22 protein-coding genes and 1 pseudogene are annotated in these 22,295 nt (G+C 35.6%); 5 read left to right on the top strand and 18 right to left on the bottom strand.

What is annotated here, in order from left to right; all coding sequences use genetic code 11:
• Positions 1 to 7: 7 nt before the first annotated feature.
• The 3 genes from dhaM to dhaK are packed head-to-tail and all read right to left on the bottom strand — an operon-like array spanning position 8 to position 1,956.
• Positions 8 to 382, bottom strand: coding sequence for a dihydroxyacetone kinase phosphoryl donor subunit DhaM (dhaM, locus tag MKY69_RS02880; protein WP_003104071.1), 375 nt, complete (start codon positions 380 to 382; stop codon positions 8 to 10).
• Complete coding sequence (gene dhaL / locus MKY69_RS02875; RefSeq protein ID WP_003105739.1) at positions 382 to 957, bottom strand: dihydroxyacetone kinase subunit DhaL; 576 nt, start codon at positions 955 to 957, stop codon at positions 382 to 384. The genes dhaM and dhaL overlap by 1 nt, the downstream gene beginning before the upstream one ends.
• A gap of 9 nt (positions 958 to 966) precedes the next feature.
• Positions 967 to 1,956 carry a dihydroxyacetone kinase subunit DhaK gene (gene dhaK, locus MKY69_RS02870; RefSeq protein WP_045406679.1) on the bottom strand — a complete coding sequence of 330 codons (990 nt, stop codon included), beginning with the start codon at positions 1,954 to 1,956 and terminating at the stop codon, positions 967 to 969.
• A 151-nt stretch (positions 1,957 to 2,107) separates the two neighbouring features.
• On the opposite strand from dhaK, the gene dhaS reads away from it, so the two are divergent.
• Together dhaS and dhaQ are read left to right on the top strand one after the other, a co-directional pair.
• Entirely contained in the window at positions 2,108 to 2,647 is a 540-nt protein-coding gene (gene dhaS / locus MKY69_RS02865; RefSeq protein WP_003103591.1) for a dihydroxyacetone kinase transcriptional activator DhaS, read from the top strand.
• 8 nt (positions 2,648 to 2,655) lie between these two features.
• Positions 2,656 to 3,645 (top strand): DhaKLM operon coactivator DhaQ, encoded by a 990-nt coding sequence (gene dhaQ, locus MKY69_RS02860; RefSeq protein WP_004234630.1) that lies wholly within the window; start codon positions 2,656 to 2,658, stop codon positions 3,643 to 3,645.
• A gap of 57 nt (positions 3,646 to 3,702) precedes the next feature.
• Here the strand turns inward: dhaQ and MKY69_RS02855 are convergent.
• From MKY69_RS02855 to ccpA, 6 genes and pseudogenes are all read right to left on the bottom strand, one after another.
• A pseudogene (locus MKY69_RS02855) lies at positions 3,703 to 3,807 on the bottom strand (IS3 family transposase); the annotation flags it as partial.
• Positions 3,808 to 4,354: 547 nt separating this feature from the next.
• Entirely contained in the window at positions 4,355 to 6,301 is a 1,947-nt protein-coding gene (gene thrS, locus MKY69_RS02850) for a threonine--tRNA ligase (RefSeq protein ID WP_003106342.1), read from the bottom strand.
• Between the two features lie 342 nt (positions 6,302 to 6,643).
• A complete protein-coding gene (locus MKY69_RS02845; protein ID WP_340790938.1) occupies positions 6,644 to 7,975 on the bottom strand; it encodes a glycosyltransferase family 4 protein in 1,332 nt (443 codons plus the stop codon).
• A 1-nt stretch (position 7,976) separates the two neighbouring features.
• Positions 7,977 to 8,975 (bottom strand): glycosyltransferase family 4 protein, encoded by a 999-nt coding sequence (locus MKY69_RS02840; RefSeq protein WP_003104452.1) that lies wholly within the window; start codon positions 8,973 to 8,975, stop codon positions 7,977 to 7,979.
• A 67-nt stretch (positions 8,976 to 9,042) separates the two neighbouring features.
• Positions 9,043 to 10,509 (bottom strand): alpha-amylase, encoded by a 1,467-nt coding sequence (locus tag MKY69_RS02835; RefSeq protein WP_004234634.1) that lies wholly within the window; start codon positions 10,507 to 10,509, stop codon positions 9,043 to 9,045.
• Between the two features lie 43 nt (positions 10,510 to 10,552).
• On the bottom strand, positions 10,553 to 11,554 hold the full coding sequence (gene ccpA, locus MKY69_RS02830) for a catabolite control protein A (RefSeq protein WP_003106338.1): 1,002 nt from the start codon (positions 11,552 to 11,554) through the stop codon (positions 10,553 to 10,555).
• Between the two features lie 171 nt (positions 11,555 to 11,725).
• On the opposite strand from ccpA, the gene MKY69_RS02825 reads away from it, so the two are divergent.
• Positions 11,726 to 12,811, top strand: a complete 1,086-nt coding sequence (locus MKY69_RS02825; RefSeq protein WP_100083805.1) for a M24 family metallopeptidase — start codon at positions 11,726 to 11,728, stop codon at positions 12,809 to 12,811.
• Positions 12,812 to 12,830: 19 nt separating this feature from the next.
• On the opposite strand, the gene MKY69_RS02820 is transcribed toward MKY69_RS02825, so the two are convergent.
• The 9 genes from MKY69_RS02820 to MKY69_RS02780 all read right to left on the bottom strand — a co-directional run bounded on the left by MKY69_RS02820 (position 12,831) and on the right by MKY69_RS02780 (position 21,042).
• Positions 12,831 to 13,085 carry a hypothetical protein gene (locus MKY69_RS02820; RefSeq protein ID WP_041828406.1) on the bottom strand — a complete coding sequence of 85 codons (255 nt, stop codon included), beginning with the start codon at positions 13,083 to 13,085 and terminating at the stop codon, positions 12,831 to 12,833.
• A 95-nt stretch (positions 13,086 to 13,180) separates the two neighbouring features.
• On the bottom strand, positions 13,181 to 14,269 hold the full coding sequence (locus tag MKY69_RS02815; protein WP_340790936.1) for a DUF871 domain-containing protein: 1,089 nt from the start codon (positions 14,267 to 14,269) through the stop codon (positions 13,181 to 13,183).
• Positions 14,270 to 14,338: 69 nt separating this feature from the next.
• The gene (celB, locus tag MKY69_RS02810) at positions 14,339 to 15,676 is read right to left on the bottom strand and encodes a PTS cellobiose transporter subunit IIC (RefSeq protein WP_003105300.1); all 1,338 of its coding nucleotides are present in this window, start codon (positions 15,674 to 15,676) and stop codon (positions 14,339 to 14,341) included.
• Between the two features lie 26 nt (positions 15,677 to 15,702).
• Positions 15,703 to 16,221, bottom strand: a complete 519-nt coding sequence (locus tag MKY69_RS02805; protein ID WP_003105572.1) for a hypothetical protein — start codon at positions 16,219 to 16,221, stop codon at positions 15,703 to 15,705.
• Between the two features lie 21 nt (positions 16,222 to 16,242).
• Positions 16,243 to 16,557 carry a PTS cellobiose transporter subunit IIA gene (locus MKY69_RS02800; RefSeq protein ID WP_003102976.1) on the bottom strand — a complete coding sequence of 105 codons (315 nt, stop codon included), beginning with the start codon at positions 16,555 to 16,557 and terminating at the stop codon, positions 16,243 to 16,245.
• A 9-nt stretch (positions 16,558 to 16,566) separates the two neighbouring features.
• Positions 16,567 to 18,534 carry a BglG family transcription antiterminator gene (locus MKY69_RS02795; RefSeq protein WP_340790935.1) on the bottom strand — a complete coding sequence of 656 codons (1,968 nt, stop codon included), beginning with the start codon at positions 18,532 to 18,534 and terminating at the stop codon, positions 16,567 to 16,569.
• Between the two features lie 61 nt (positions 18,535 to 18,595).
• Positions 18,596 to 18,910: a PTS cellobiose transporter subunit IIB gene (locus MKY69_RS02790; protein WP_003106050.1), complete on the bottom strand. Its 315-nt coding sequence runs from the start codon at positions 18,908 to 18,910 to the stop codon at positions 18,596 to 18,598.
• 152 nt (positions 18,911 to 19,062) lie between these two features.
• Positions 19,063 to 19,398: a hypothetical protein gene (locus MKY69_RS02785; protein WP_003106331.1), complete on the bottom strand. Its 336-nt coding sequence runs from the start codon at positions 19,396 to 19,398 to the stop codon at positions 19,063 to 19,065.
• A gap of 210 nt (positions 19,399 to 19,608) precedes the next feature.
• Positions 19,609 to 21,042 carry a 6-phospho-beta-glucosidase gene (locus MKY69_RS02780; RefSeq protein WP_003106329.1) on the bottom strand — a complete coding sequence of 478 codons (1,434 nt, stop codon included), beginning with the start codon at positions 21,040 to 21,042 and terminating at the stop codon, positions 19,609 to 19,611.
• Positions 21,043 to 21,206: 164 nt separating this feature from the next.
• On the opposite strand from MKY69_RS02780, the gene MKY69_RS02775 reads away from it, so the two are divergent.
• Positions 21,207 to 21,869: an NAD(P)H-dependent oxidoreductase gene (locus tag MKY69_RS02775; RefSeq protein WP_013793721.1), complete on the top strand. Its 663-nt coding sequence runs from the start codon at positions 21,207 to 21,209 to the stop codon at positions 21,867 to 21,869.
• A gap of 9 nt (positions 21,870 to 21,878) precedes the next feature.
• Complete coding sequence (gene gloA / locus MKY69_RS02770) at positions 21,879 to 22,256, top strand: lactoylglutathione lyase (protein ID WP_003102359.1); 378 nt, start codon at positions 21,879 to 21,881, stop codon at positions 22,254 to 22,256.
• Positions 22,257 to 22,295: the final 39 nt, after the last annotated feature.

Genomic DNA, 22,295 nt, shown 5'->3' with positions numbered 1-22,295 from the left:
ACTCCTCTTATTTTTTAATTTCTAATTCACATAATTGTTCCAAAACACCTGCTTTATCAACACCTGCTTGAATTAAAGCAGCTGCAGTGTAGGCCCCTTCAACAACCGGAACAGACATAATTTGAATTTTTTTGTCAGAAAAATCAATCGCCATTTCCAAATTCATTCTGGCAGAACCTAAATCGAAGAAAGCTAGTAAATCATTAGCTGAGTTATCATCAATGATTTCCTGTACTTGTTCAAAGCTTGTACCAATTTCACCGTCCTCATTACCACCAACGTAGGTAATTGAAACATCCTTAGCAACTTGCTCAAGTAAATCGACAATCCCTTGCGCCAAATTTTTTGAATGGGATACAATGATAATTCCTAATTCAGACATTATTCAACCTCCGCTTCTAACATGGCTTTGAAAAGTAGTGAAGACGAACAAGCCCCTGGATCAATATGACCAACCGACCGTTCACCGACATAAGAGGCACGCCCCTTAGTTGCCTTGATATCCTTAGTTGCTTCTAATGCCTGATCAATCACCTCTTGACTCAAATTGCCAGCTTTAAGCGCATCGACTACTGGCGACCACATGTCGACCATGGTTTTTTCCCCAACTTCAGCCTTACCTCTTTTTTGTATCATAGCTAAGCCTTCCGACAAGATTTCTGCTAAAGGCAGATTTTGGTCGGCTTTAGCCATTCCCATAAAGGCAGAGCCATATAAGGGGCCGGAAGCCCCGCCGACTTTACTCAAAAGTTGCATTGCCACCATTTTGAATAAGTCTTGACTGCTCTCAAATTCCTTGCTTTCAAGTTCGGCCACAACAGCCGCCATGCCACGCGCCATATTACCACCATGGTCACCATCACCAATTGGTGTGTCTAATTGACTGAGGTAGTCTTTGTTGTCATTAATTTTATTGTTGAAATTACTTATCCATTTTTTTACTTTTAATAAGTCCATAGGCACTCCTTACCAAGCTACAGTTTCTACGGGGGCAGCTAATGCGTCAATCCACTCAACGTCTTCAAATTTAATTAAGGTTAGTGACAAGCCTGCCATATCAATAGCAGTCATGTAATTGCCTATCTTCTTGAAGTTAATTTCGAGGCCTTTTTCTGATAAGATGTGAGCAACATCATTAGCAAAAACATATTGTTCCATTAAAGGTGTAGCTCCTAATCCATTGATTAAAAGTCCAAAAGATTGTCCTTCTTGAATATCAAAATCAGAACTCAATTTATCAAGTAATTCTTTAGCTAATACATTTGAAGCTTGTAATTTTTCTTTTTTGTATCCTGGTTCACCATGAATACCTACACCATATTCAAATTCATCATCTTCTAAAACAAAACCTGGTTTGCCAACTTCTGGTACAGTTGCTCCTGATAGTGCTAAACCAATTGTTTTGATATTAGGAACTAGTTTATCAGCAATTGCTTTAACTTCCTCAAGTGATTTTCCATTTTCGGCAGCATGTCCTAATATTTTATGGACTAAAATTGTTCCTGCAACACCACGACGTCCTTGCGTATAAAGACTGTCTTCTACGGCAATATCATCATCGACAATGACGCTGGCTACTTTAATATCTTCCATTTCAGCCATTTCTTGAGCCATTTCAAAATTCATGATATCACCAGAATAGTTTTTAATAACCATGAAAACACCGGCACCTTCATCAGCTGCTTTAATTGCTTCTAAAATTTGGTCTGGGGTTGGTGAAGTAAAAACTGCTCCACAGATTGCTGCTGAAAGCATCCCTTTTCCAACAAAACCAGCATGAGATGGTTCATGACCTGATCCACCACCTGAAATAATAGCAACTTTACCATTTTTTTCGGCTTTACGTACAATAACATCAAAGCCTTCTAAACGTGTTACTAGATCGCCATGCATATAGGATAAACCTTTAAGCATATCATCAACAATTTGACTTGCGTCATTCATGATTTTTTTCACGAGATTACCTCCAAAATTTTGTTTACGCTTTCATTTTAACTGTTCTTTGATTTTTTTAAAAGGGACAATTAAATAAATTTGTCCATATTCTTTTGTAATGGCTTTTGATAAGCTATAATTATAGAGATGATAATGATAGAAAGGGAATCTTATGGCAACGTCACTGATCACAAAAAAACGAATCGCCAAAGCCTTCAAAAAGGAATTAGAATATAAACCTTTTGATAAGATATCCGTCGTTGATATCATGGACCGTGCTGGGATTCGTAGACAAACTTTCTATAATCATTTTATTGATAAATTTGAGCTCTTAGATTGGATTTTTGAGACTGAACTGCATGAACATATCACCAATAATCTCAATTATATTACTGGTTTTCAGTTGTTAGATGAACTTTTATTCTACTTTGAACAAAACAAATTATTTTACGCACAACTCTTTGCAATCAAAGATCAAAATGATTTTTACAGTTATTTCGGCAACTATTGTCTAATTCTAATTGAAAAAATCATTTCTGAAATTGAACAAAAAGAAAATTTGTCCATTGCAAGTGACTACCATGAATTTCTCAAATATTATCATGGTCGAGCATTGGCTAATATCATTAAAACCTATGTCACCACAAATGACTTTTATCCACAAACTAAGTATATCAAAGAAATAATCACACTTTCTTTAAAAGGAAACTAGGAGGACCTATGGTCACAATACTTAATCATTATGATGAAATGATTTCCCAGTATATGAGTGGTGTCCTTGCCTCACATCCTCATCTGGCGAAATTAAAAGGTCTACCTGTCATTTATAACAGACACCAAGACCCATCAATTATACCAATTCTATCTGGAGGCGGCTCAGGTCATGAGCCTGCACATACTGGCTTTGTCGGCAAAGGCATGCTTACTGCTGCTATCTACGGTCAATTGTTCACTCCGCCTAAAGCTCAAGATATCTTGGAAGCTCTGCGATTCTTAAATAAAGGAAAAGGCGTTTTTGTTATCATCAAAAACTTTGAAGCTGATATTCGTGAATTTCATGCTGCTATCAAGTCTGCGCGAGAAGAAGGCATTCTGGTAAAATACATCGTTTCTCATGATGATATTTCCGTTGATCCAAAAATGAATTTCCGGATGCGTCATCGGGGTCTTGCCGGAACAATCCTCTTGCATAAAATACTTGGGCAAGCTGCTTTAAATGGAGCCAGTTTAGAAGAGATTGAGAACCTTGCTTTTGAATTGGCGACTGAAATTGCGACAATTGGCTTTGCTACAAAATCAGCATTCATGCCTAATGCAACACTTCCTCTTTTTGATTTAAAAGAGAATCAAATTTCCTATGGGATTGGCATTCACGGTGAAGAAGGTTATCGCAAGGTCGACTTTTCATCTTCTGAACAATTAGCTGTCGAAATTATCAACAAGTTACAAATCAAATTTCATTGGCATGAAAATGAGCACTTTATACTTTTAGTCAATAATCTAGGTACTGCTACAGATTTAGAACAAGGTATTTTCTTAAATGATATCATTCAACTTTTAGATGTAGAAGGACTTCAGCTCCCCTTCATTAAGAGTGGCAAATATATGACCAGTCTTGATCTGACTGGAGTATCAGTGACTCTTTGCCGGATTAAAGACCAAAAATGGCTTGAGTACTTACAAGCACCTTGTAATGCATACGCTTGGTAAGGCTGAAAACCACTCCTAGCCATTCCTACTGACCCAAAAAAAGTTGGACATTATATTTTAAGTTGAGGATTTAGTTCTGTACTGCATAGGACGAAGTCCTTTTAATTTTACTTTGATCCATTTATTGTTGTAATAATTAATATTTTTTATAATAGCTTGTTCTGTAATAATCCGACCCTCAACAGGTATACCTGTGATTTGAGCTACTTAATTAAGATGAGCATCCTAGGCTGTTATATCTAAACCCAAAGTCTCGTCCTGAGCTGATATTGCTTGGCCTTCTTTCACCACCGTCAATATCTTGACTTGCTTACGTTTTATCTTTACAGATTTATCTACTGCTGCTTCATATGCATTTAACTACTGCGCTCTCTATCTCTCACAGAAGATATGTCTGCTCGCTTAATGGAGAATTTACTTCCTTAACCTCAAATGAAAATACCATTTCACCTGATTCAAATCCCCAGGAACAGCCTTGGTTATGTCATAAATGGGATAGAAATCAGACACAAAAGACCTAATATTAATAAAGTAACCTTAATTTTTATAAAACAAAAGTCCCCCTATTACTAAATTGCTAATAATTATCATAACTTTCCATTTTTCTTCAATAGACTTTCTCCTATTTTTTATATAAAATAATGTAAATTATTATATTTCTTTCATAAAACATAAAAAAGAAACCCATCAATAGGGTCTCTTTTTTATATTATTCTGATACTGGACGAGATTTGCGAGCAATATCAGCTAATATATTGTCAACAAATTCTTCGATGCTTTCAGTATGTGTTGCCTTACTTCCGTAGCGACGGACATTAACAGCTTTATCTTCCATCTCTTTATCCCCTACGATTAATTGGTAAGGAATTTTACTTGTTTGTGAAGCACGGATTTTGTATTGCATTTTTTCATTACGATCATCAACATCAGCACGAATTCCACGATCACGAAGAGTTTTAGCAACTTCCCAAGCATAGTCAATATGAGCTTCGTTGGAAATTGGAATAACAGTCACTTGATGAGGTGCTAACCATGTTGGGAAAGCTCCTTTATAAGTTTCAATTAGGATTGCAGTAAAGCGTTCCATAGTTGAAATAACACCACGGTGAATCATCACTGGTCGATGTTCTTCTCCATCAGCACCTATATACTTAAGATCAAAACGTTCAGGCAACAAGAAGTCTAACTGAATAGTAGATAGTGTTTCTTCATTCCCAAGGGCTGTTTTAACTTGTATATCAAGTTTAGGACCATAGAAGGCTGCTTCACCTTCTGCTTCAAAGTAGTCAACACCCATCTCATCAAGAGCTGCCTTTAACATAGCTTGGGCATTTTCCCACATCTCATCATTATCATAGTATTTATGAGTATCTTTAGGGTCACGGTATGACAAACGGAAACGGTAATCTGTTAAATTAAAATCTTCATAAACATCGATAATTAATTGAAGTGCACGTTGGAATTCTTCCTGGATTTGCTCTGGTGTGACGAATAGGTGCCCGTCATTAAGAGTCATCTCACGCACACGTTGAAGTCCTGATAGTGCACCTGACTTCTCGTAGCGGTGCATCATCCCAAGCTCAGCAATTCGAATTGGCAACTCACGGTAAGAATGTACATGGTTTTTATAAACCTGAATATGGTGAGGGCAGTTCATTGGACGAAGCACAAACTCTTCACCATCGCCCATGTCCATTGTTGGGAACATGTCTTCTTGGTAGTGCTCCCAGTGTCCAGAAGTTTTGTAAAGTTCAACTGAGGCCATTGGTGGGGTGTAAACGTGTTGGTAACCTGAAGCTAGTTCTTTGTCTGTGATATAACGTTCAAGGGTCCGACGGATAGTTGCACCATTTGGCAACCAGAATGGTAGACCTTGACCGACCTCTTGGCTAATCATGAATAAATCAAGCTCTTTACCAAGTTTTCTATGGTCACGTTCTTTTGCTTCTTCTAAACGAGTCAGGTAAGCTTTAAGGTCTTTTTTATCAAACCAAGCAGTCCCATAAACACGTTGCATCATAGCATTATCACTATTACCACGCCAGTAAGCACCCGCAACATTGAGAAGGTGGAAGACTTGAATGCGTCCTGTTGATGGCACATGAGGGCCACGGCATAAGTCTACAAATTCTCCTTGACGATAAATAGTGAGGCCTGCTGCGTCATCAGCGTGTTCACTGATCAATTCAACTTTATAAGGATCGTCTTTAAAGATATCTAGTGCTTCATCTTTTGATACTTCTTCACGAATACATGGGAAGTTTTCTTTGACAATTTTTTTCATTTCTTCTTCAATACGAGGGAGATCTTCGTTAGAAATTTGACCAGCTTGGTTGTCAGTATCATAATAGAAACCTTCAGTGATTGCTGGACCTACACCTAAGTGAATTTCTGGGAAGAGACGTTTTGCAGCTTGCGCAAATAAATGAGCTGCCGAGTGTCGAAGAACACTGAAAGCATCTTCGTGATCAGGAGTGACAATTTCAATTGATCCATCCTCAGTAATAGGACGAACTGTATCAATTAATTGTCCATTAAATTTTCCTGCTAAAGCTTTCTTTGCTAATGAATTTGAAATTGATTGGGCAATCTCAAATGTTGTTACGCCAGATTCAAATTCACGGACTGCACCATCTGGAAACGAAATCTTAATCATCATTTTCTCCTTATATTCTTTAATTTAATATTAGCTATCTTAATGACCACCCCTACTTTATATAAAAATAGAAAAAACCACATCCTAAAAAGGACGCGGTTGCGTGGTTCCACCTTCATTCATCCAAGACAAAAACTATCTTGAACCTCTGATTGGTTATAAGGGAACCACCCTTTTATGTTTGCATAAAATCATGGAAGGAGTATTAAATTAGAATATGTGCTCTTTTCACCAACCAGCACTCGCTTAATATAAACTCTAATATAACATGTCTTCAAAATTATTATATCAATTTTTTCAAATAATACAAGGTCTATATATTATTTTTATTGGTTTAGTTCATTAGTCCAAGAAATCTCGTATTGCATTTACTAATTTTAGTGGTGCCTTGACGACTTTTGCTGGAGTCAGAACTGGGTTCTTTACTCCTCGCTTGGGTAAAAAGGCAACTCCCGAAACCAATTTCAAGGGTTCACGTTTTTCACGATTCATATAAAGTGATAACTTTTTACTATCTTTTGATGATTTACCAATAATCGTGTCTAAATAGAAAGTATAAATAGATTGTCCAAAGTGTTCAGATGAAATCTCAAAGCGTTTCTCTGCTAGTAAGGTCTGATCAATATCTGGAGTTTCAATTATCGCATCTATAATAGCATCTGCCAGTTCATCTTCATGATAATATAAGGTTCCAAACATCTTATCAGAAATCAAATCATCCAAATAAGGATTGCCATGAGCAATAATTGGCTTGCCACTTGCTAAACTTTCAATATAGGTTAATCCCTGTGTCTCACTTGTTGAGGCACTAACAAAGAAATCACAAGCCTTATAGTAATGAGCTACTTTTTCATGTGGGACCATACCTGTAAAAATAATATAGTCAATTAAATCCAGCTCTTCAGATAATAATTGAAGGTCCTCCAAATATGGACCACTTCCGACAATAACTAATTTGACTTTTTTGTTTTCCTTGATAACATTTGGTAACTGTCTAATAATGGCTTGGATATTTTTCTCGTAAGAGATACGAGAGAGACTTAATAAAAATGTCTCATCTGAAGCAATTCCTAAATCCCTTTTTAACTGATTCACATCATCTTGGCTAATATCTTCACGGACATAATTTTCCAAATGTATCCCTGTAGGAATGACCCGTTTTGGGATTTTTACCTCGTAACCATCTAGCAAATTTAATACAATCGGACTGGGACAAACAACTCCATCTAAATCCTTCAAATACCCTTTTAAAATGGGTTTAATCATACTTGGTCGAATTAATTTACCTTTTGCGATGTAGCCAACATAATCTTCATACTGCGTATGATATGTATGAACAACGGGAATTCTTAAAGCTTTGCCAACCATTTTACCTAATAATCCCAAACTAAATTCAGTTTGCGTATGGATAATATCTAGGTCATACTGCTTTGCTATTTTATAAGAAGAAATCAAACCACGGTAAACAACACGACGATCTGTAAAAGACACAAAAGGAACGCTAGGAAGCCGAATAACGGTCGGATCCTCAAAGCGTTTAACATTCTTATCTGTTGTTGTAAAGACATAAACTTCATGCCCTTGTTTTTCCAGCTCATCCTTTAAGGTTCGAATGCTGGTTGCTACACCTGATACTTGTGGGAAATAGGTGTCTGTAAATAGACCTACACGCATCTTACAACTCCATTACTTTTTGGTACGCCGCGACTAATTGAGCCGCAACTTTTTCGATGCTACGACTTTCAGCGACTTGATATCCTTTTTGAGTCTTATCAACTTGACCAGAAAAAATTCTTTCTAAGCCTTCAACAAATCCATCCACATCACTAGCCAGTTCAGCACACTCTTGATCAATCCAACCACTATAAACAGGGATATCACGTACTAAAATGTTTTGTTTACTAGCCAGTGCCTCAAGAACAACAATGCCTTCCGTTTCTTCACGACTTGGGAAGAAAAAGGCATCCGCTGCTGTCATTGCTCCTTCATACACATCACCTTTAATGTAACCAGGAAAGAGAAGATTCTGAGGGTGGTTATGCTCAACTAACTGCCGAACCTCTGCTGGTATAATCCACTTATTTGTTTCCCCAAACCAAATAAAGCGAACATCTGGCATTTTTTGGGCCACCCGAACAAAATCATCAATCCCTTTGCGAAGAAAATATAATCCTGCCCCAATAACAACTTTTTGACCTTTTTCAATTTTGAAATAGTCCCTAAAAGCTGCTTCCTTATCAGGATTTGCTCCATAATGACGCAAATCAATCCCATTTGAAATAGGAAAAATCGGTTGTTTGATGCCATAACTTTCAATCAAGGATTTGGAATACTCAGTTGGTGTAATAATAGCATCTGCATTTTTATAAAATAAACATAAATATTTTTTAAATAGTGGTGAAATGGTATTCGAAAAAATGAAGGAATTTCTAAAATCTTCCTCGGTTGAATGACCATGCATGATCACCTTTTTGCCTAAACGTTTGGCTTTTTTCATTAATAGCCAACTGTTAATACCATAGGTATTAATATGAACTAAATCATAATTATCGTCTGGATTTGTAGTATAGTCTTGTCCGACTAATGACAAAGCACGAGCTTGGTGTTTAATAGCCCGGCCAATGCCAGACTTACTTAAGTATTTTTCTGCTTCTAGATATAGTAAGACTCTCATAACCTCTATTATAGCTTATTTTAGCTGATTTGACACTAATAAGAAAAAAATCAGCCAAAAGGCTGACTTATTTTATTTTGTTCTTAGGTACCCATGCTGAAACAGAGCCTGCTTGGGCATGAAAATCTGCCCATCCATTTTCATCAATGGTCATTTCTTCGGAACTATTACCCATATAATCAACAAAAGTTTGGCCGGCATAGAGTTGACCAACTTCCATATGTTTCCAACCTTTATCGCCATTACTTACGACTACTGCTAAAGCAGACTGATGCTCGTCATCACCGAGTCTTGTCCAACCAATACAATTAGCGTGGTCGAAATAGTCAACTTCTTGTCCATAAGCAAATTCTTTCCTTAAGAAGGCTAATTTATCAAGGTCATTTTTAAAGGAAGGTTGACCAAAGTCATCACCTTCAATACCATAGTAATCTCCATAAAAGACACATGGCAAACCATCTTGACGAAGCATAACTAAGGAATAAGCAATCGGTTTAAACCAGTCTTCAATATTACTTTGTAATGATTGCCCTTTTTGTGTATCATGATTTTCTACAAAAGTGATTGCATGCATGGGATGAGTTTGAACCAAAGAACCATCAAAAATCTGACGCATATCGAAATTATTTCCTGCTTGACATGCTTGGAAAAAATTCATATGCAAGGCAACATCAAAGAGATCAAATTTATAGTCAATTAATTCAAGATAATGTTCTGTCGCATCAAAATCATCTTTCCAATATTCACCAAAGATATAAAAATTCTCATCAATCTCTGCTTGAATAAAGGTAATGAATTCTTTCATGAAGGAAGCATCAATGTGTTTAATAGCATCCAATCTGAAACCTTTAACTTGCGATTCACTGATGTACCATTTTGTCCAGTCTTTAAGGTGTTGTCTAACCTCAGGGTGTTTAAAATCAATATCATTAAACATGAGGTAATCAAAATTTCCTTTTTCATTGTCAACAGTTTCTTGATCTGCCCAACCTTTATTGTCACCAGCTATTAGGTAAATACCTGTTTCATTATTTCTTGCATCATAATCTAAACCAGAAAAATGATACCAATGCCATTTGAAGTTGTTATACTTATTTTTACGACCTGGGAAATTAAATCCTGTCCACCCTTCTATTTCATATGGTTCAGAAATTGGTTCTTGACGATTTTCAGGATTCATCTTCAAAACGTAAAATGTCTCTTTTTGATCGGCATTTGCCTTATGATTTAAGACTACATCAGCAATTGGCTGAATTCCGGCTTTATTTAATTCTGAGACTAAAGAAAGATACTCTTCTTTGCTACCATATTTAGTTGGAACTGTCCCATTTTGATCAAACTCACCTAAGTCAAAAAGGTCATATATACCATATCCAACATCATTTGTACCAGTTCCTTTGAAAGCTGGTGGTAACCATATCTTGCTGATTCCTAATTTTTGTAATTCAGGAATTGAAGTTTGTAGTTTTTGCCAATGCTTACTATCTGCTGGTAAATACCATTCAAAAGCTTGCATAATTAAATCATTTGTCATAGAGATCCTTTTCTAAAAAAATCTACCTTTGCAGGTAGATTTACTATTTTGTTGTACCACGACGTTTGATACCATGGTTTAGGAGAATTTCTTTTTCTTCCAAATCTTCTTTGTTCATGATTTTTGTCAACATACGCATGCTGACAGCTCCTAAATCATACACAGGTTGACTGATTGAAGAAAGATTTGGTCTTGTATAGTCAACAACTGGTGAATCGTTACTTGTAATAATTTCAAAGTCCTCAGGAACATTTTTCCCTGCTGCAAATAAACCATTAAGTAAGCCTGCTGCTAATTCATCTTCTCCAACATAAGCTGCTGTAGCACCTGAATTGATTACGCGTTGAGCTAATTCAAAACCTTCTTTATAAGAATAATTAGCTTCAAAAACTAATCCTTCTTTATAGTCCAACTTATTCTTTCTAAGTCCTTCTTTATAGCCTAGTAATCTCACTTTTCCATTGATATCATCGATTAGTGGTCCAGACACAAAAGCAATTTTTTTGTGATTTTCTACTAAAATATCAATTACATTGGAAACTGCCAATTTATAATCAATATTAACACTTGGTAACTGATGTTCCAAGTCAACTGTTCCAGCTAGAACGATTGGTGTACGTGAACGAGAAAATTCTGCACGAATTTTCTCTGTTAAATGGTGACCCATAAAGATAATACCATCTACTTGTTTTGCAAATAGAGTGTTAACAACATTTACCTCTTTATCATCATCTTCATCACTTGATGCAAGGACAATATTATACTTGTACATTGCAGCAATATCATCAATCCCTTTTGCTAAAATTGAAAAATAACTATTGGCAATATTTGGAATTACCACACCTACTGTAGTTGTTTTTTTACTTGCTAGTCCTCGGGCAACTGCATTAGGACGATAATCTAAACGGTCTATAACTTCCAACACTTTTTTGCGTGTATTTTCTTTAACGTTTTTATTTCCGTTGACAACACGACTTACTGTTGCCATAGAAACACCTGCTTCGCGAGCAACGTCATAGATCGTAATTGTATCATCTGTGTTCATTGTTTTATCTTCCTTTCTACTTGAAAATTACGCTTTCAAAACTAATTCTAGCATGTTTTGGAAACACTTTCAAGTAAAAATGATACATTTTGAAAACTTTTTCAATATTCAAAGGAAAGCTTGCAATTTTGCACTATTTTTGAAAAAATAGAGATAGAAAGAAGGTATACCATGACTAAATTAAATAAGATACGTCATTTTATCAAAGAATCAGAGGCTGAAGTTGCAGTCTTTTCAGACCCTGTTACAGTAAATTATCTTTCTGGCTTTGATTGTGACCCTCATGAAAGACAAATGTTCTTATTTGTTTTTCATGATAAAGAACCACTCCTATTTGTACCTGCATTAGAAGTTGCTCGAGCAAAGTCAATTGTTTCATTTACTGTTCAAGGTTATTTAGATGCAGAAAACCCTTGGGAAAAGATTAAAGTAGCCTTACCAATTAAAGATGCAAAACGTATTTATGCGGAATTTGATCATTTAAATGTAACAAAATTCCAAGGTTTACAGACTGTTTTCTCTGGTCAATTTGATAATTTGAGTCCATTTATCCAAAGAATGCGTTTAATTAAATCTAAAGATGAAATTGAAAAGATGCTAGTTGCTGGTGACTTTGCCGATAAGGCAGTCCAAGTTGGTTTTGAAAACATTTCATTAAATGTTACAGAAACTGATATTATTGCCCAAATTGAATTTGAAATGAAAAAGCAAGGTATCAATAAAATGAGTTTCGATACTATGGTTTTAACAGGTGATAACGCAGCTAATCCACATGGTATTCCAGGTACCAACAAAATTGAAAATAATGCTTTGCTTTTATTTGACCTGGGTGTTGAAACTTTAGGATATACCAGTGATATGACAAGAACAGTAGCTGTCGGAAAACCTGATCAATTCAAAGTCGATATCTACAATCTTTGTTTAGAGGCACAATTAACCGCACAAGAATTTATTAAGCCAGGTGTCACTGCTGCTCAAGTCGATGCTGCTGCACGTGATGTAATCGAAAGAGCAGGTTACGGTGAGTACTTTAATCATCGCCTTGGACATGGTTTAGGAATGGATGTCCATGAATTCCCATCAATCATGGAAGGTAATGACATGGTTGTTGAAGAAGGCATGTGCTTCTCAGTCGAACCTGGCATTTACATTCCAGGAAAAGTTGGTGTCCGCATTGAGGATTGTGGCTATGTCACAAAAGATGGCTTCCAACCATTTACTAAAACACCAAAAGAACTCCTTTATTTTGAAGGATAAAAAGATTGGTTAGATGCTTTTATCTAACATAAAACCCAGTTCTAACGGACTGGGTTTTATTTCTTTTCAATGGATAGAATCTATCAATAGCAATTCCTAGTTCCAATATCAATATTTCCAGATTTCCAAATGATGAGATAATTGGCTGAGTAGAGCAGCCAATATAGGTCACAAATTTCCTGAAACTCAAATTTGACATCCCAAATTCGTTTACATACGCCAACCCTTTTTCTAGAAGTAACTGCTTACTATATTTTTGTTTTGGTCCTCTCATCCTGCCTCCTTTTAATATATAACAACCGTTATTTAATTGGAGCCATTAAAAAAAGACTTGTCAAGCTAAACTAAAGCTTAAACAAGTCTTGGAGTCTAAGTTTCTTTAAAATTAAAACTATACCAAACCTGTAATAAATCTAAAAGTGCTAAATTCTCCTGAGGGAGACTTGCAACAACATTTTGTCGTCCATTATTAGGCCGATCTTGCAAAGCAATTTGCAACTCACCCTTATATTGACCAGCCAAATCATTACCAATTGTCACCATACCACGTTTAATATCGACGGTATTTTTAGGGGCAATAGCATGTGCTTTATAGGTCACCCTTGGTTGACTTGATCTAATCATATAATCCGATTTATCACCACGATAGTGGTGTTGATTGTTTAAGAGGATTTCCTTTTCAAGGTCAGTTAATTCTTCCACAAGTTGCACTGGTAGAATTGGCAGACTTGCTTTGAAGCTTTCAGCTACTGTTTTCAAATCCTCTTCCGTGAGGAGTGATGATGAGATCAAAATATCATCAATGTAACCAGTCATCTTCAATAAAGAAACTTGAGCAGCCAATGACATGTCTCTTTGAATTTCTGCTGAAACCATCCGATCAGAAAGTGGCCATGGACCAATTTTGCCGTCGGGACTATCAATAAAGGCTGCAGTTTCTAGATTGTAGTTTTTGTATTGCTTTGCGGTTTCTACAAAATAATCAAAGGATAGACCTGTATATGCTTGAGGATAAAAGTTATGCGAGCCAATTAAGAGTTGACGGTTGGGTCCGAAGTCATTAACCATGTCGATGTAATGTTGACCTCTTGAAATGTTCAATTCAATTTTAATGCCAAATGGATTATGTGTTAGCATAGCCTCCTCATAACCAGTAAATCCTTCGTCAAGACGGAGCGCATCTATCCCCATTTCATTAAAGATTTCTAATTGGTTGTAGGCAATATCAAGAGCTTTAAAGAGTCTTGGATTTACATCCAATGAAGTTTTAAGCCCATTTTCATTTCCATAATGGATGATTTCTTTAAAGGTTTCAACTGTTTCTTGGGCATTATCTGCTACTTCAAGCATTGACGTAAATAAACGTGTGTAACCATATTTGCGCGCCAAGTCAATATAACTCTTCATCTCAACCATACTTGATTTGGACGGGTAAACAGAAATTCCTAATTGTCCCATAATATACTCCTTGGTTATTAAAAAATAAAATACCTCAAGTCACTAAGTGAGCTGAGATATTTTAGTGAATTATGCTACTGTAGCAGCTTCTGCAGCTACTGCTTGTTCTTCAGCAACAAGCTTATTGTCATAATATTTGATGAATGGTAACCAGATTAAGAAAGCAACAGCAATACATACTATAGAAAGAATAGCAGCTTTAATGTCACCACCAGAACCGATGAAGGCACCGAATCCACCAGGTGTTGGCCATGGAGTTTGAACGATTGCTTCTTTAACAATGTTTAAGTTAACAACAACATAAGCTAGAACCGCTGTAACTACTGGAGCACAGATAAATGGAATAGCTAAGATTGGGTTATAAACGATTGGAAGACCAAAGATAAGTGGTTCATTAATGTTGAAGATAGATGAACCGATAGCCGCACGACCAAGCATTTTCAATTGTTCAGATTTAGCAAGTAGTGCCATGAAGATACACACACCAAGAGTTGCCCCTGAACCACCAATTGTAACATAGGCATTAGTGAACTCACCAGCAAAGGCAAAGTGTGCACCATTTACGTTTTCAGCCATGTTAGCAAGAAGAATTGGGTTAACAAGGCCCATAACGATGTTTGCACCGTGGATACCAACTAACCACAATGCGTGAACTAGGAAGTAGATTACGATGATACCACCAATTGAATTGGTAATATTTTTAACGAAACCAAATGGGATAGCGATAACTTTATAGATATCTGTACCCATCATGATGAAAGCACCATTGATGAAGATAACTGTAATTGCAACTACAAATGCAGGAATCAAGGCTGTAAATGAACGAGCAACACCTTCTGGAACAGCTTCTGGCATTTTAACAACCCAGTTTTTAACAACACAGAGACGGTATAATTGAACAGCAAGGATTGCCATCAAGATACCAGTAAATAGACCTGATGTTGACAAACGAGCTAAGCTGTCGCCTCCTACAGTCCAACCATTGATAGTTGTTTCTGTTGCAACTAAAGTCATATTTCCTTTTGTGAAAGTTAATTCAGGAATAGTCATGAAGAAAGCAAATACAGAAAGAATACCACCATTAAGTGGGTTTAAGTTAACCCCATCTTCTTCAGCATAAATCTTAGTATATTCATAACCAATAACTAATGCGAAGTAAAGGGTTAAAATCCCCATTGAACATTTATAAGCTAGTAATGTTAAAGCTGCAAATTTATCAAATGAGCCTGCCCAAATACCTGCTAAAAACGGAAAGGCTTGTGGGAGTACTCCCAAAACCAAGAATGCTGAACCGACGATAGTAAGTGGGATACTTGCCATCCCAGCAGCTACAATCGCACGTACAGGACGCCAAGTTGATACTTTCCCCATTGGCCCCATGAGGTACTTCTCTAAAATTTCAAACATTAATCTTACCTCCTAATTTATTTACATTAATAATGTTTGCTAAGGTTAAGTGATGCCAAATAACGATTTATTCGAACGAATTGTCTATCTTTATTGGTATCGATACGGCTAATTTTGACTAACATCCAGAAGGAAATAAGTATACCAAGAACTAGAATACCAAGAATGAATAATCTTGTTGAAAGATTTTCATTGAAGAATGGATATAATAGTTGTGATTGGCCAACTAAGGTTAGTAGTGCCAAACAACTATTAGCCGCAATAGTTGCTTTAAACAATAATTTTGATTTCTTTGCTTCTTTTTGCTCAGTGGTATACATTCTAAATTGCTCCCACATGCCAAGACCAGCAAAAATTCCCAAACCAATTGGTAACAACATTGCCGAAGTGGCATTTGATAAATAGAGCGTTACACCCCAATAGAGGTTTACGAAGAAAAAGAATGTCACTACATATCTCACCATGAAATAACGAGTATAATACATGGTTTTTATAGCATTTGTTTTACGTAGAGACTCTACTCTTTCCATTTCTTTTTTTGTCATTTGCCTAACTCCTTCATTGCATTATTTAATGCGTTTGTACAATTCTAACATCTCAATAGCAACTTCACGAAGCGTCATTGTTGTCATCAAATGGTCTTGTGCATGAACCATAATGATTTCAATTGTGATTTCAGTACCACCTGCGTATTCTTGTAAGAGGTGAGTCTGAGCTTTGTGAGCTAATAGTAATTCTTCATTAGCAGCTTCTAGTAATTCTGAGGCTTTATCATAATCACCTTCACGCATAGCTGCAAAAGCTTCATGAACTGTAGTTCTAGAATTTCCACTATTTAAAATAATTTCAAATGCAGCCATTTGCACTTCTTCGTTTGTCATTTTTTTCTCCTATTTTAATGTTAATAATATTTTCTTAAAGCAGTCGAAATCATGACATTCAAGCAATTCTTGTTTAGTTTGTGGATTTTCCGTTAAATTAACAATTAATTTAGTCATTTCTGCTAAACCATCGTTTTTATAAATCGAAGGTGAAACTAAGAAAACAAATTTGATTTTTTCAAATCCTTCCTCCCAGTAAATTCCTTCCGGAATCACCGCAATTCCAATTTTTGCTTCTCTGTCTAATGATTTCAAGGGATGTGGAACAGCTATGTCTTGATCGAAAATAACCGTACTCATCGATTCACGATTTGCAATTAATTCTCTCATCGAGATTTGATAATTCTCGATATCTTTACTATCCATTGCTCCTACTAATTTTTCAAGTACTGTTTTTTTGTCACAGTCATGCAAAATCATAAAAGCATCTTCAGAAAAATGATGATCAAAAATTTCGTTTATTTCTAATTGATTACTTTCAGCTCCACGACCATGCTGTTTGCTTTCTATACTGATAAAGTGTTTTTTTAATTCCTTCACTTCTTCATCTTTAAGAAAGACACTAACTGTAAAGACTGGGATAGAGAACACCAGATTAGTTAAGTCAATTGTTGAAATTATGACATCAATACCTTCTAAATTCTCATCAGTAATATCATAATAGCCAACTAAGTTAGCAATGTTCAATTGTCTACCAAGTTCATTTTCCAAACGCATTCTAAGCATCTGAGCACTTCCATATCCGGTAGCACAGATAACTAGAGCATTTAGTTTATTATTTTGATGAAACCGTTCAATTCCCGCTAGTATATGGAGAGAAACGTAAGCAATTTCATCATCTGATAAGGAAAAATCTTTAAAATATCTTAGATGACTCATTAAACTTCTTGAGACAAGAAAGGCTTCTTTATATTGTTTTTGGATATCTTCTAATAAAGGATTATCCAGACGAACCCCGTTTCTCACTCGTTCTAATAAGACTTCTAAGTGTTTCAATAAACCTTCTAAGAAGGTGAAATCTTGAGTAAATTGATAACCATAGTGCAAATCAATATCATTTGCTGCGTCTACCAAATCTTGTCTTAAACTAATTATTTCTAAATCATCTGAATGTGATGAATTAATACTTTCTGAAATTAAATGAAGAGCAATGTAATTTATTTCTTCATCTGGAAAATCAGTTCCAGTCACTCGATTTATTCGATTAATAATATTTGTAGCAACACCAATTTCCTTTTTGAATTTTTTATTGTCAATAATTAATTCAGAAATTTGGAATCCATCTTTTACTCTGGAAATGGCTAAAGCAATATGGACTATCAGATTCTGGATTACAAAATCAGACAATTTTAAATATTTGCTCCGACATTCGTCAAGTACAATAATGGTTAATTCTTCAAAACTAATTGGTAGTTTAAAGAAGTCATCACCAATATACTGATGAATATTCTTTAAGAAATGCCCACTGTAAAAATAGTCCATAATAAAGTGGCGCTTATTATGCTCAGCGCCACTAACATAGACACTTTTATTTGCTCGACTTTCAATTGTTAATTGATAACGAGCGAATTCATTTCTTATTTTTTTAAAATCTGATGATAAAGTCGATCGACTAACGTATAACTGATCCATTAAATCTTCAAAGAAAACATCCTCTTGTTCGAAAATTAATTTATTGATGATGAAATTATGACGATCGTTGATATCAATGTTATCCGTACCAACTTGAATATTATTATCAGAAACTAAATTTAGATAAGCTGATTCTTCAGTCAGGTCTAACTTATAACCGTATCCTTGTTTAGAGATAATATTAATATTTTCTTCCTCAGTAACAAAAGACAATAAAGATTTGATATATGTTCTTACAGTTCGATCTGAGCATTTCAAGTGTTCAGCTAGCACTTTACTGGTAACATACTCTCCTCGATTTTGGTATAAGTATTGTAAGATAAGCTTTTCCTTTTGACCTAACATCTGTTATCTCCTTTAGAAAATGTACTATCTCTAGTATACTAAAATTTCAGAATATTAGAAATTAGATATTTTCCTTTACAAGAGTTGCCATTTTTTCAATTCCCATTGGAATTGGAATGTAAGCTTGTGGTGGAATTTGAACAACTGGTTTGTTAACTTTAGCACCAGCATCAGCAAATTGTTTGAAGTGCATTTTTGTTTGTGGACTTACTAGGTATAAGTCATAAGCAGATGATGAAATTAATTTCCCACCTTCAGGAACACCAACAGCATTCATTTCCACTTCAACTCCTTGTTCAGCAAGTAGAGTTTGAGTTTTTTTAGCAATTAGTGATGATGACATGCCTCCGGCACAGATAATTAACGCTTTAGTCATTTGACTGCCTCCTGTAAAGTTTTGTTATTTTGTATCTTAATTATATGTGTATACGCTTTCAATGACCATAGCTACAATTTCCGTATCACTACGGAAAAGAATAAGGCAAAAAAAATTTTTTCCAAAAATCTAACAATAATCAGAGATTATTGTTAGATTGCGCCTATTGGTCCTGATAATTGGATAGATGAAACGATAACTTGAGATAAGGTCAAATGATACTCTAACATAAGAAACTCTTTTAATTTGATATCACTTAATTGAGATTGTACTGAATAAATCCCTTTATCTTTATCATCACTAATAATTTTTACTTTTTCCAAAATCTTATGATTTTTTCCTAAGTCAATTGGAGTTGAGACCTCTTCAAAACGAATTAAATAATTATACCCAATTCGTCTACTAAATAGGATTTGGTTTTTTACAATAATGATAACTAACAGAATAAATAATATAAAAGAAGTAATAATCAACGATACTTCTAACATAAGAATCTCCTTATTCAGATTATTTCCAAGAGAATTATACCTTCTTTTGAAAGCGTTGTCAAAATTTTAACAAAAAATTCCATCTGAGACTGCAAATCAGATGGAATTTCATAAACTTTTAAAGTTGTTTGATGATTGAAATTATTAACAAAAGAAGCTCAATCTCATTAATTTAAAAATAATTTAACTTCCTTGCCTGTAAATTAAAAGTTACAAACTTTCGCCGTTACTTGCAATCACTTTTTTATACCAATTAAATGATAATTTAGGTGAACGATCATAAGTACCGTTTCCTTGATCATCTTTATCTACATAGATAAATCCATAACGTTTACGCATTTCACCAGTACTAGCTGAAACCAGGTCAATACAGCCCCAAGGTGTGTACCCCATTAAATCAACGCCATCTTCATCAACAGCTTTAATCATTTCTTTAATATGGGCACCTAAGTAATCAATCCGATAGTCATCATGAACCATGCCATCAGGTTCCAATTGATCTATTGCGCCAAAGCCATTCTCAACAATAAATAAAGGAAGGTGATACATGTCTGTAAACCAGTTTAATGAATAGCGGAGCCCTTCTGGGTCAATTTGCCAACCCCAGTCCGAAGCTTTTACATAATCATTTTTAACTAAATCTTCTGTTTCCATATAGTCATAATGTGGATTATTTGGACGATGAGAGTCAATAGCAAATGACATGTAGTAAGAGAATCCAATATAGTCAACAGTTCCTGCCATAAGATCCTTTTTGTCTTCTTCAGTGAAGTCAACCGAAATCCCTTTACGTTCCCAATAATTCAAAATGTGATTTGGGTAATAGCCATGGACATGGACATCAGTAAAGTAATAGCGTTTTTGCATCGCTTTCTGAGCCATTAAGATATCGGCTGGTTTACAAGTCGCTGGATAGATTGGACACATGGCAATCATACAACCAATTTCAAAATCAGGATTGATTTCGTGACCGATTTTTGTCGCACGCGCCGCAGCTACAAGCTCATAATGAGCTGCCTGATACATAATTGCTTCACGGTCATCTCCTTCTTTGTACACAATTCCTGAGTTAGTAAATGGTGCAAAATCCTCCATGTAGTTGGCTTGATTATTGATTTCATTAAAAGTCATCCAATATTTAACTTTGTCTTTGTAACGAGTAAATACTGTTTCTGCAAAACGAACAAAGAAGTCAATCACTTTACGGTTAGTGAAGCCACCATACTCAGTAACTAAATGATAAGGCAATTCAAAATGGGAAAGTGTAATAACAGGTTCAATGCCATATTTTAAACATTCATCAAATAAATCATCATAAAATTGAAGTCCTTCTTCATTTGGCTCCAATTCATCTCCATTTGGGAAAATACGAGTCCAAGCAATTGAAGTACGGAAACATTTAAAGCCCATTTCAGCAAAAAGTTTAACATCCTCTTTATAGCGATGATAAAAATCAATAGCATCATGGTTTGGATAATACTTGCCATCTAAAACTCCGGCAGTAATTTCACGAGGAACACCATGGCGGCCAGAAGTCATCACATCCGCTACACTAGGTCCTTTACCACCTTCTTGCCACCCTCCTTCGAGTTGGTGAGCAGCAACTGCCCCACCCCATAAAAAGCTATCTGGTAATTTCGACATGTTCTAATCCTCCTATTATTTCATACTATCATTGTAGCAAACGATTACATGATTTAATATTTGAAAAATTTCCTTATAGAAAAGGAAAGCAGCAAACAATCATGAATTTTTGTCATCAGAAAAGCTTTATGCTATCATAACACTATACAAAAAGGAGGAAAATCATGGATACAATGCGTGAAAAAGTAAAAGAAAGTTTTTATTTTAGAACAGCTGTTCGCGTGTACAACGATAAAAAAATTCCCGATGAGGATCTTAATATTATTTTGGATGCGGCATGGCGGAGCCCATCATCAGTGGGCCTAGAAGGCTGGCGTTTTGTCGTCTTGGAAAACGAAGACGTCAAAGCAGAGCTAAAAGAATTTGCCTGGGGGGCTCAATATCAACTAGAAACAGCTAGTCATTTTATTCTGTTAATTGCTGAAAAAAATGCCCGCTATGATGGTCCATCAATGCGGGAAAGCCTTGTCCGTCGTGGTATTAAAGATGGTGAAGGCATGATCAGTCGCCTAAAAACCTATGAAGATTTCCAAAAACGGGATATGGATATGGCTGATAACCCACGCGCACTTTTTGACTGGACGGCAAAACAAACTTATATTGCTCTTGGCAATATGATGATGTCAGCAGCCTTATTAGGTATCGACTCATGCCCAATTGAAGGATTTGAATATGCAAAAGTTGATGAAATTTTGGCAAAACACAATATCATCGATCCAGAAAAAGAAGGCATTGCTAGTATGATGTCCTTAGGTTACCGACTAAGAGACCCAAGACATCCGCAAAACCGTAAAAATAGAGATGAAGTCATTTCATTTTATAAATAGGAGACTGATATGAAAGCATTACATACTTGTATTCGCGTTAAAGATTTAGATAAATCTATTGATTTCTACACCACAGCTTTTCCTTTCAAAGAAACACGCCGTCGTGATTTCCCAGAAAATAAGTTTACCTTAGTCTATTTAGCCCTTGAAGGTGAAGACTATGAACTTGAATTAACCTATAATTATGACCATGCAGCCTATAATTTAGGTGATGGCTATGGCCATATTGCTGTAGGCACAGAAGACTTTGACAATGATTATGACAAACATAAAAAAGCTGGCTTCCCAGTGACTGATATCAAAGGCTTGTCAAAAACATCAGCACGCTACTACTTCATTCAAGACCCAGATGGGTATAAAATTGAAGTCATTGATTTGAAGAAATAAAAAGAAAGAAGCTGGGACAGATTTCCCTAGCTTCTTTCT

The sequence above is a fragment of the Streptococcus sp. FSL R7-0212 genome, assembly GCF_038007985.1.
GTDB classification, from domain to species: Bacteria; Bacillota; Bacilli; order Lactobacillales; family Streptococcaceae; genus Streptococcus; species Streptococcus parauberis.
This window is presented reverse-complemented; position numbering and strand designations above follow the sequence as displayed.

What these genes read in the sequence shown, in the direction of transcription:
- dhaM (WP_003104071.1), bottom strand. Translation starts at nt 382, where the DNA reads ATGTCTGAATTAGGAATTATCATTGTATCCCATTCAAAAAATTTGGCG.
- dhaL (WP_003105739.1), bottom strand. Translation starts at nt 957, where the DNA reads ATGGACTTATTAAAAGTAAAAAAATGGATAAGTAATTTCAACAATAAA.
- dhaS (WP_003103591.1), top strand. Translation starts at nt 2,108, where the DNA reads ATGGCAACGTCACTGATCACAAAAAAACGAATCGCCAAAGCCTTCAAA.
- dhaQ (WP_004234630.1), top strand. Translation starts at nt 2,656, where the DNA reads ATGGTCACAATACTTAATCATTATGATGAAATGATTTCCCAGTATATG.
- thrS (WP_003106342.1), bottom strand. Translation starts at nt 6,301, where the DNA reads ATGATTAAGATTTCGTTTCCAGATGGTGCAGTCCGTGAATTTGAATCT.
- MKY69_RS02845 (WP_340790938.1), bottom strand. Translation starts at nt 7,975, where the DNA reads ATGCGTGTAGGTCTATTTACAGACACCTATTTCCCACAAGTATCAGGT.
- MKY69_RS02840 (WP_003104452.1), bottom strand. Translation starts at nt 8,975, where the DNA reads ATGAGAGTCTTACTATATCTAGAAGCAGAAAAATACTTAAGTAAGTCT.
- MKY69_RS02835 (WP_004234634.1), bottom strand. Translation starts at nt 10,509, where the DNA reads ATGACAAATGATTTAATTATGCAAGCTTTTGAATGGTATTTACCAGCA.
- ccpA (WP_003106338.1), bottom strand. Translation starts at nt 11,554, where the DNA reads ATGAACACAGATGATACAATTACGATCTATGACGTTGCTCGCGAAGCA.
- MKY69_RS02825 (WP_100083805.1), top strand. Translation starts at nt 11,726, where the DNA reads ATGACTAAATTAAATAAGATACGTCATTTTATCAAAGAATCAGAGGCT.
- MKY69_RS02820 (WP_041828406.1), bottom strand. Translation starts at nt 13,085, where the DNA reads ATGAGAGGACCAAAACAAAAATATAGTAAGCAGTTACTTCTAGAAAAA.
- MKY69_RS02815 (WP_340790936.1), bottom strand. Translation starts at nt 14,269, where the DNA reads ATGGGACAATTAGGAATTTCTGTTTACCCGTCCAAATCAAGTATGGTT.
- celB (WP_003105300.1), bottom strand. Translation starts at nt 15,676, where the DNA reads ATGTTTGAAATTTTAGAGAAGTACCTCATGGGGCCAATGGGGAAAGTA.
- MKY69_RS02805 (WP_003105572.1), bottom strand. Translation starts at nt 16,221, where the DNA reads ATGACAAAAAAAGAAATGGAAAGAGTAGAGTCTCTACGTAAAACAAAT.
- MKY69_RS02800 (WP_003102976.1), bottom strand. Translation starts at nt 16,557, where the DNA reads ATGACAAACGAAGAAGTGCAAATGGCTGCATTTGAAATTATTTTAAAT.
- MKY69_RS02795 (WP_340790935.1), bottom strand. Translation starts at nt 18,534, where the DNA reads ATGTTAGGTCAAAAGGAAAAGCTTATCTTACAATACTTATACCAAAAT.
- MKY69_RS02790 (WP_003106050.1), bottom strand. Translation starts at nt 18,910, where the DNA reads ATGACTAAAGCGTTAATTATCTGTGCCGGAGGCATGTCATCATCACTA.
- MKY69_RS02785 (WP_003106331.1), bottom strand. Translation starts at nt 19,398, where the DNA reads ATGTTAGAAGTATCGTTGATTATTACTTCTTTTATATTATTTATTCTG.
- MKY69_RS02780 (WP_003106329.1), bottom strand. Translation starts at nt 21,042, where the DNA reads ATGTCGAAATTACCAGATAGCTTTTTATGGGGTGGGGCAGTTGCTGCT.
- MKY69_RS02775 (WP_013793721.1), top strand. Translation starts at nt 21,207, where the DNA reads ATGGATACAATGCGTGAAAAAGTAAAAGAAAGTTTTTATTTTAGAACA.
- gloA (WP_003102359.1), top strand. Translation starts at nt 21,879, where the DNA reads ATGAAAGCATTACATACTTGTATTCGCGTTAAAGATTTAGATAAATCT.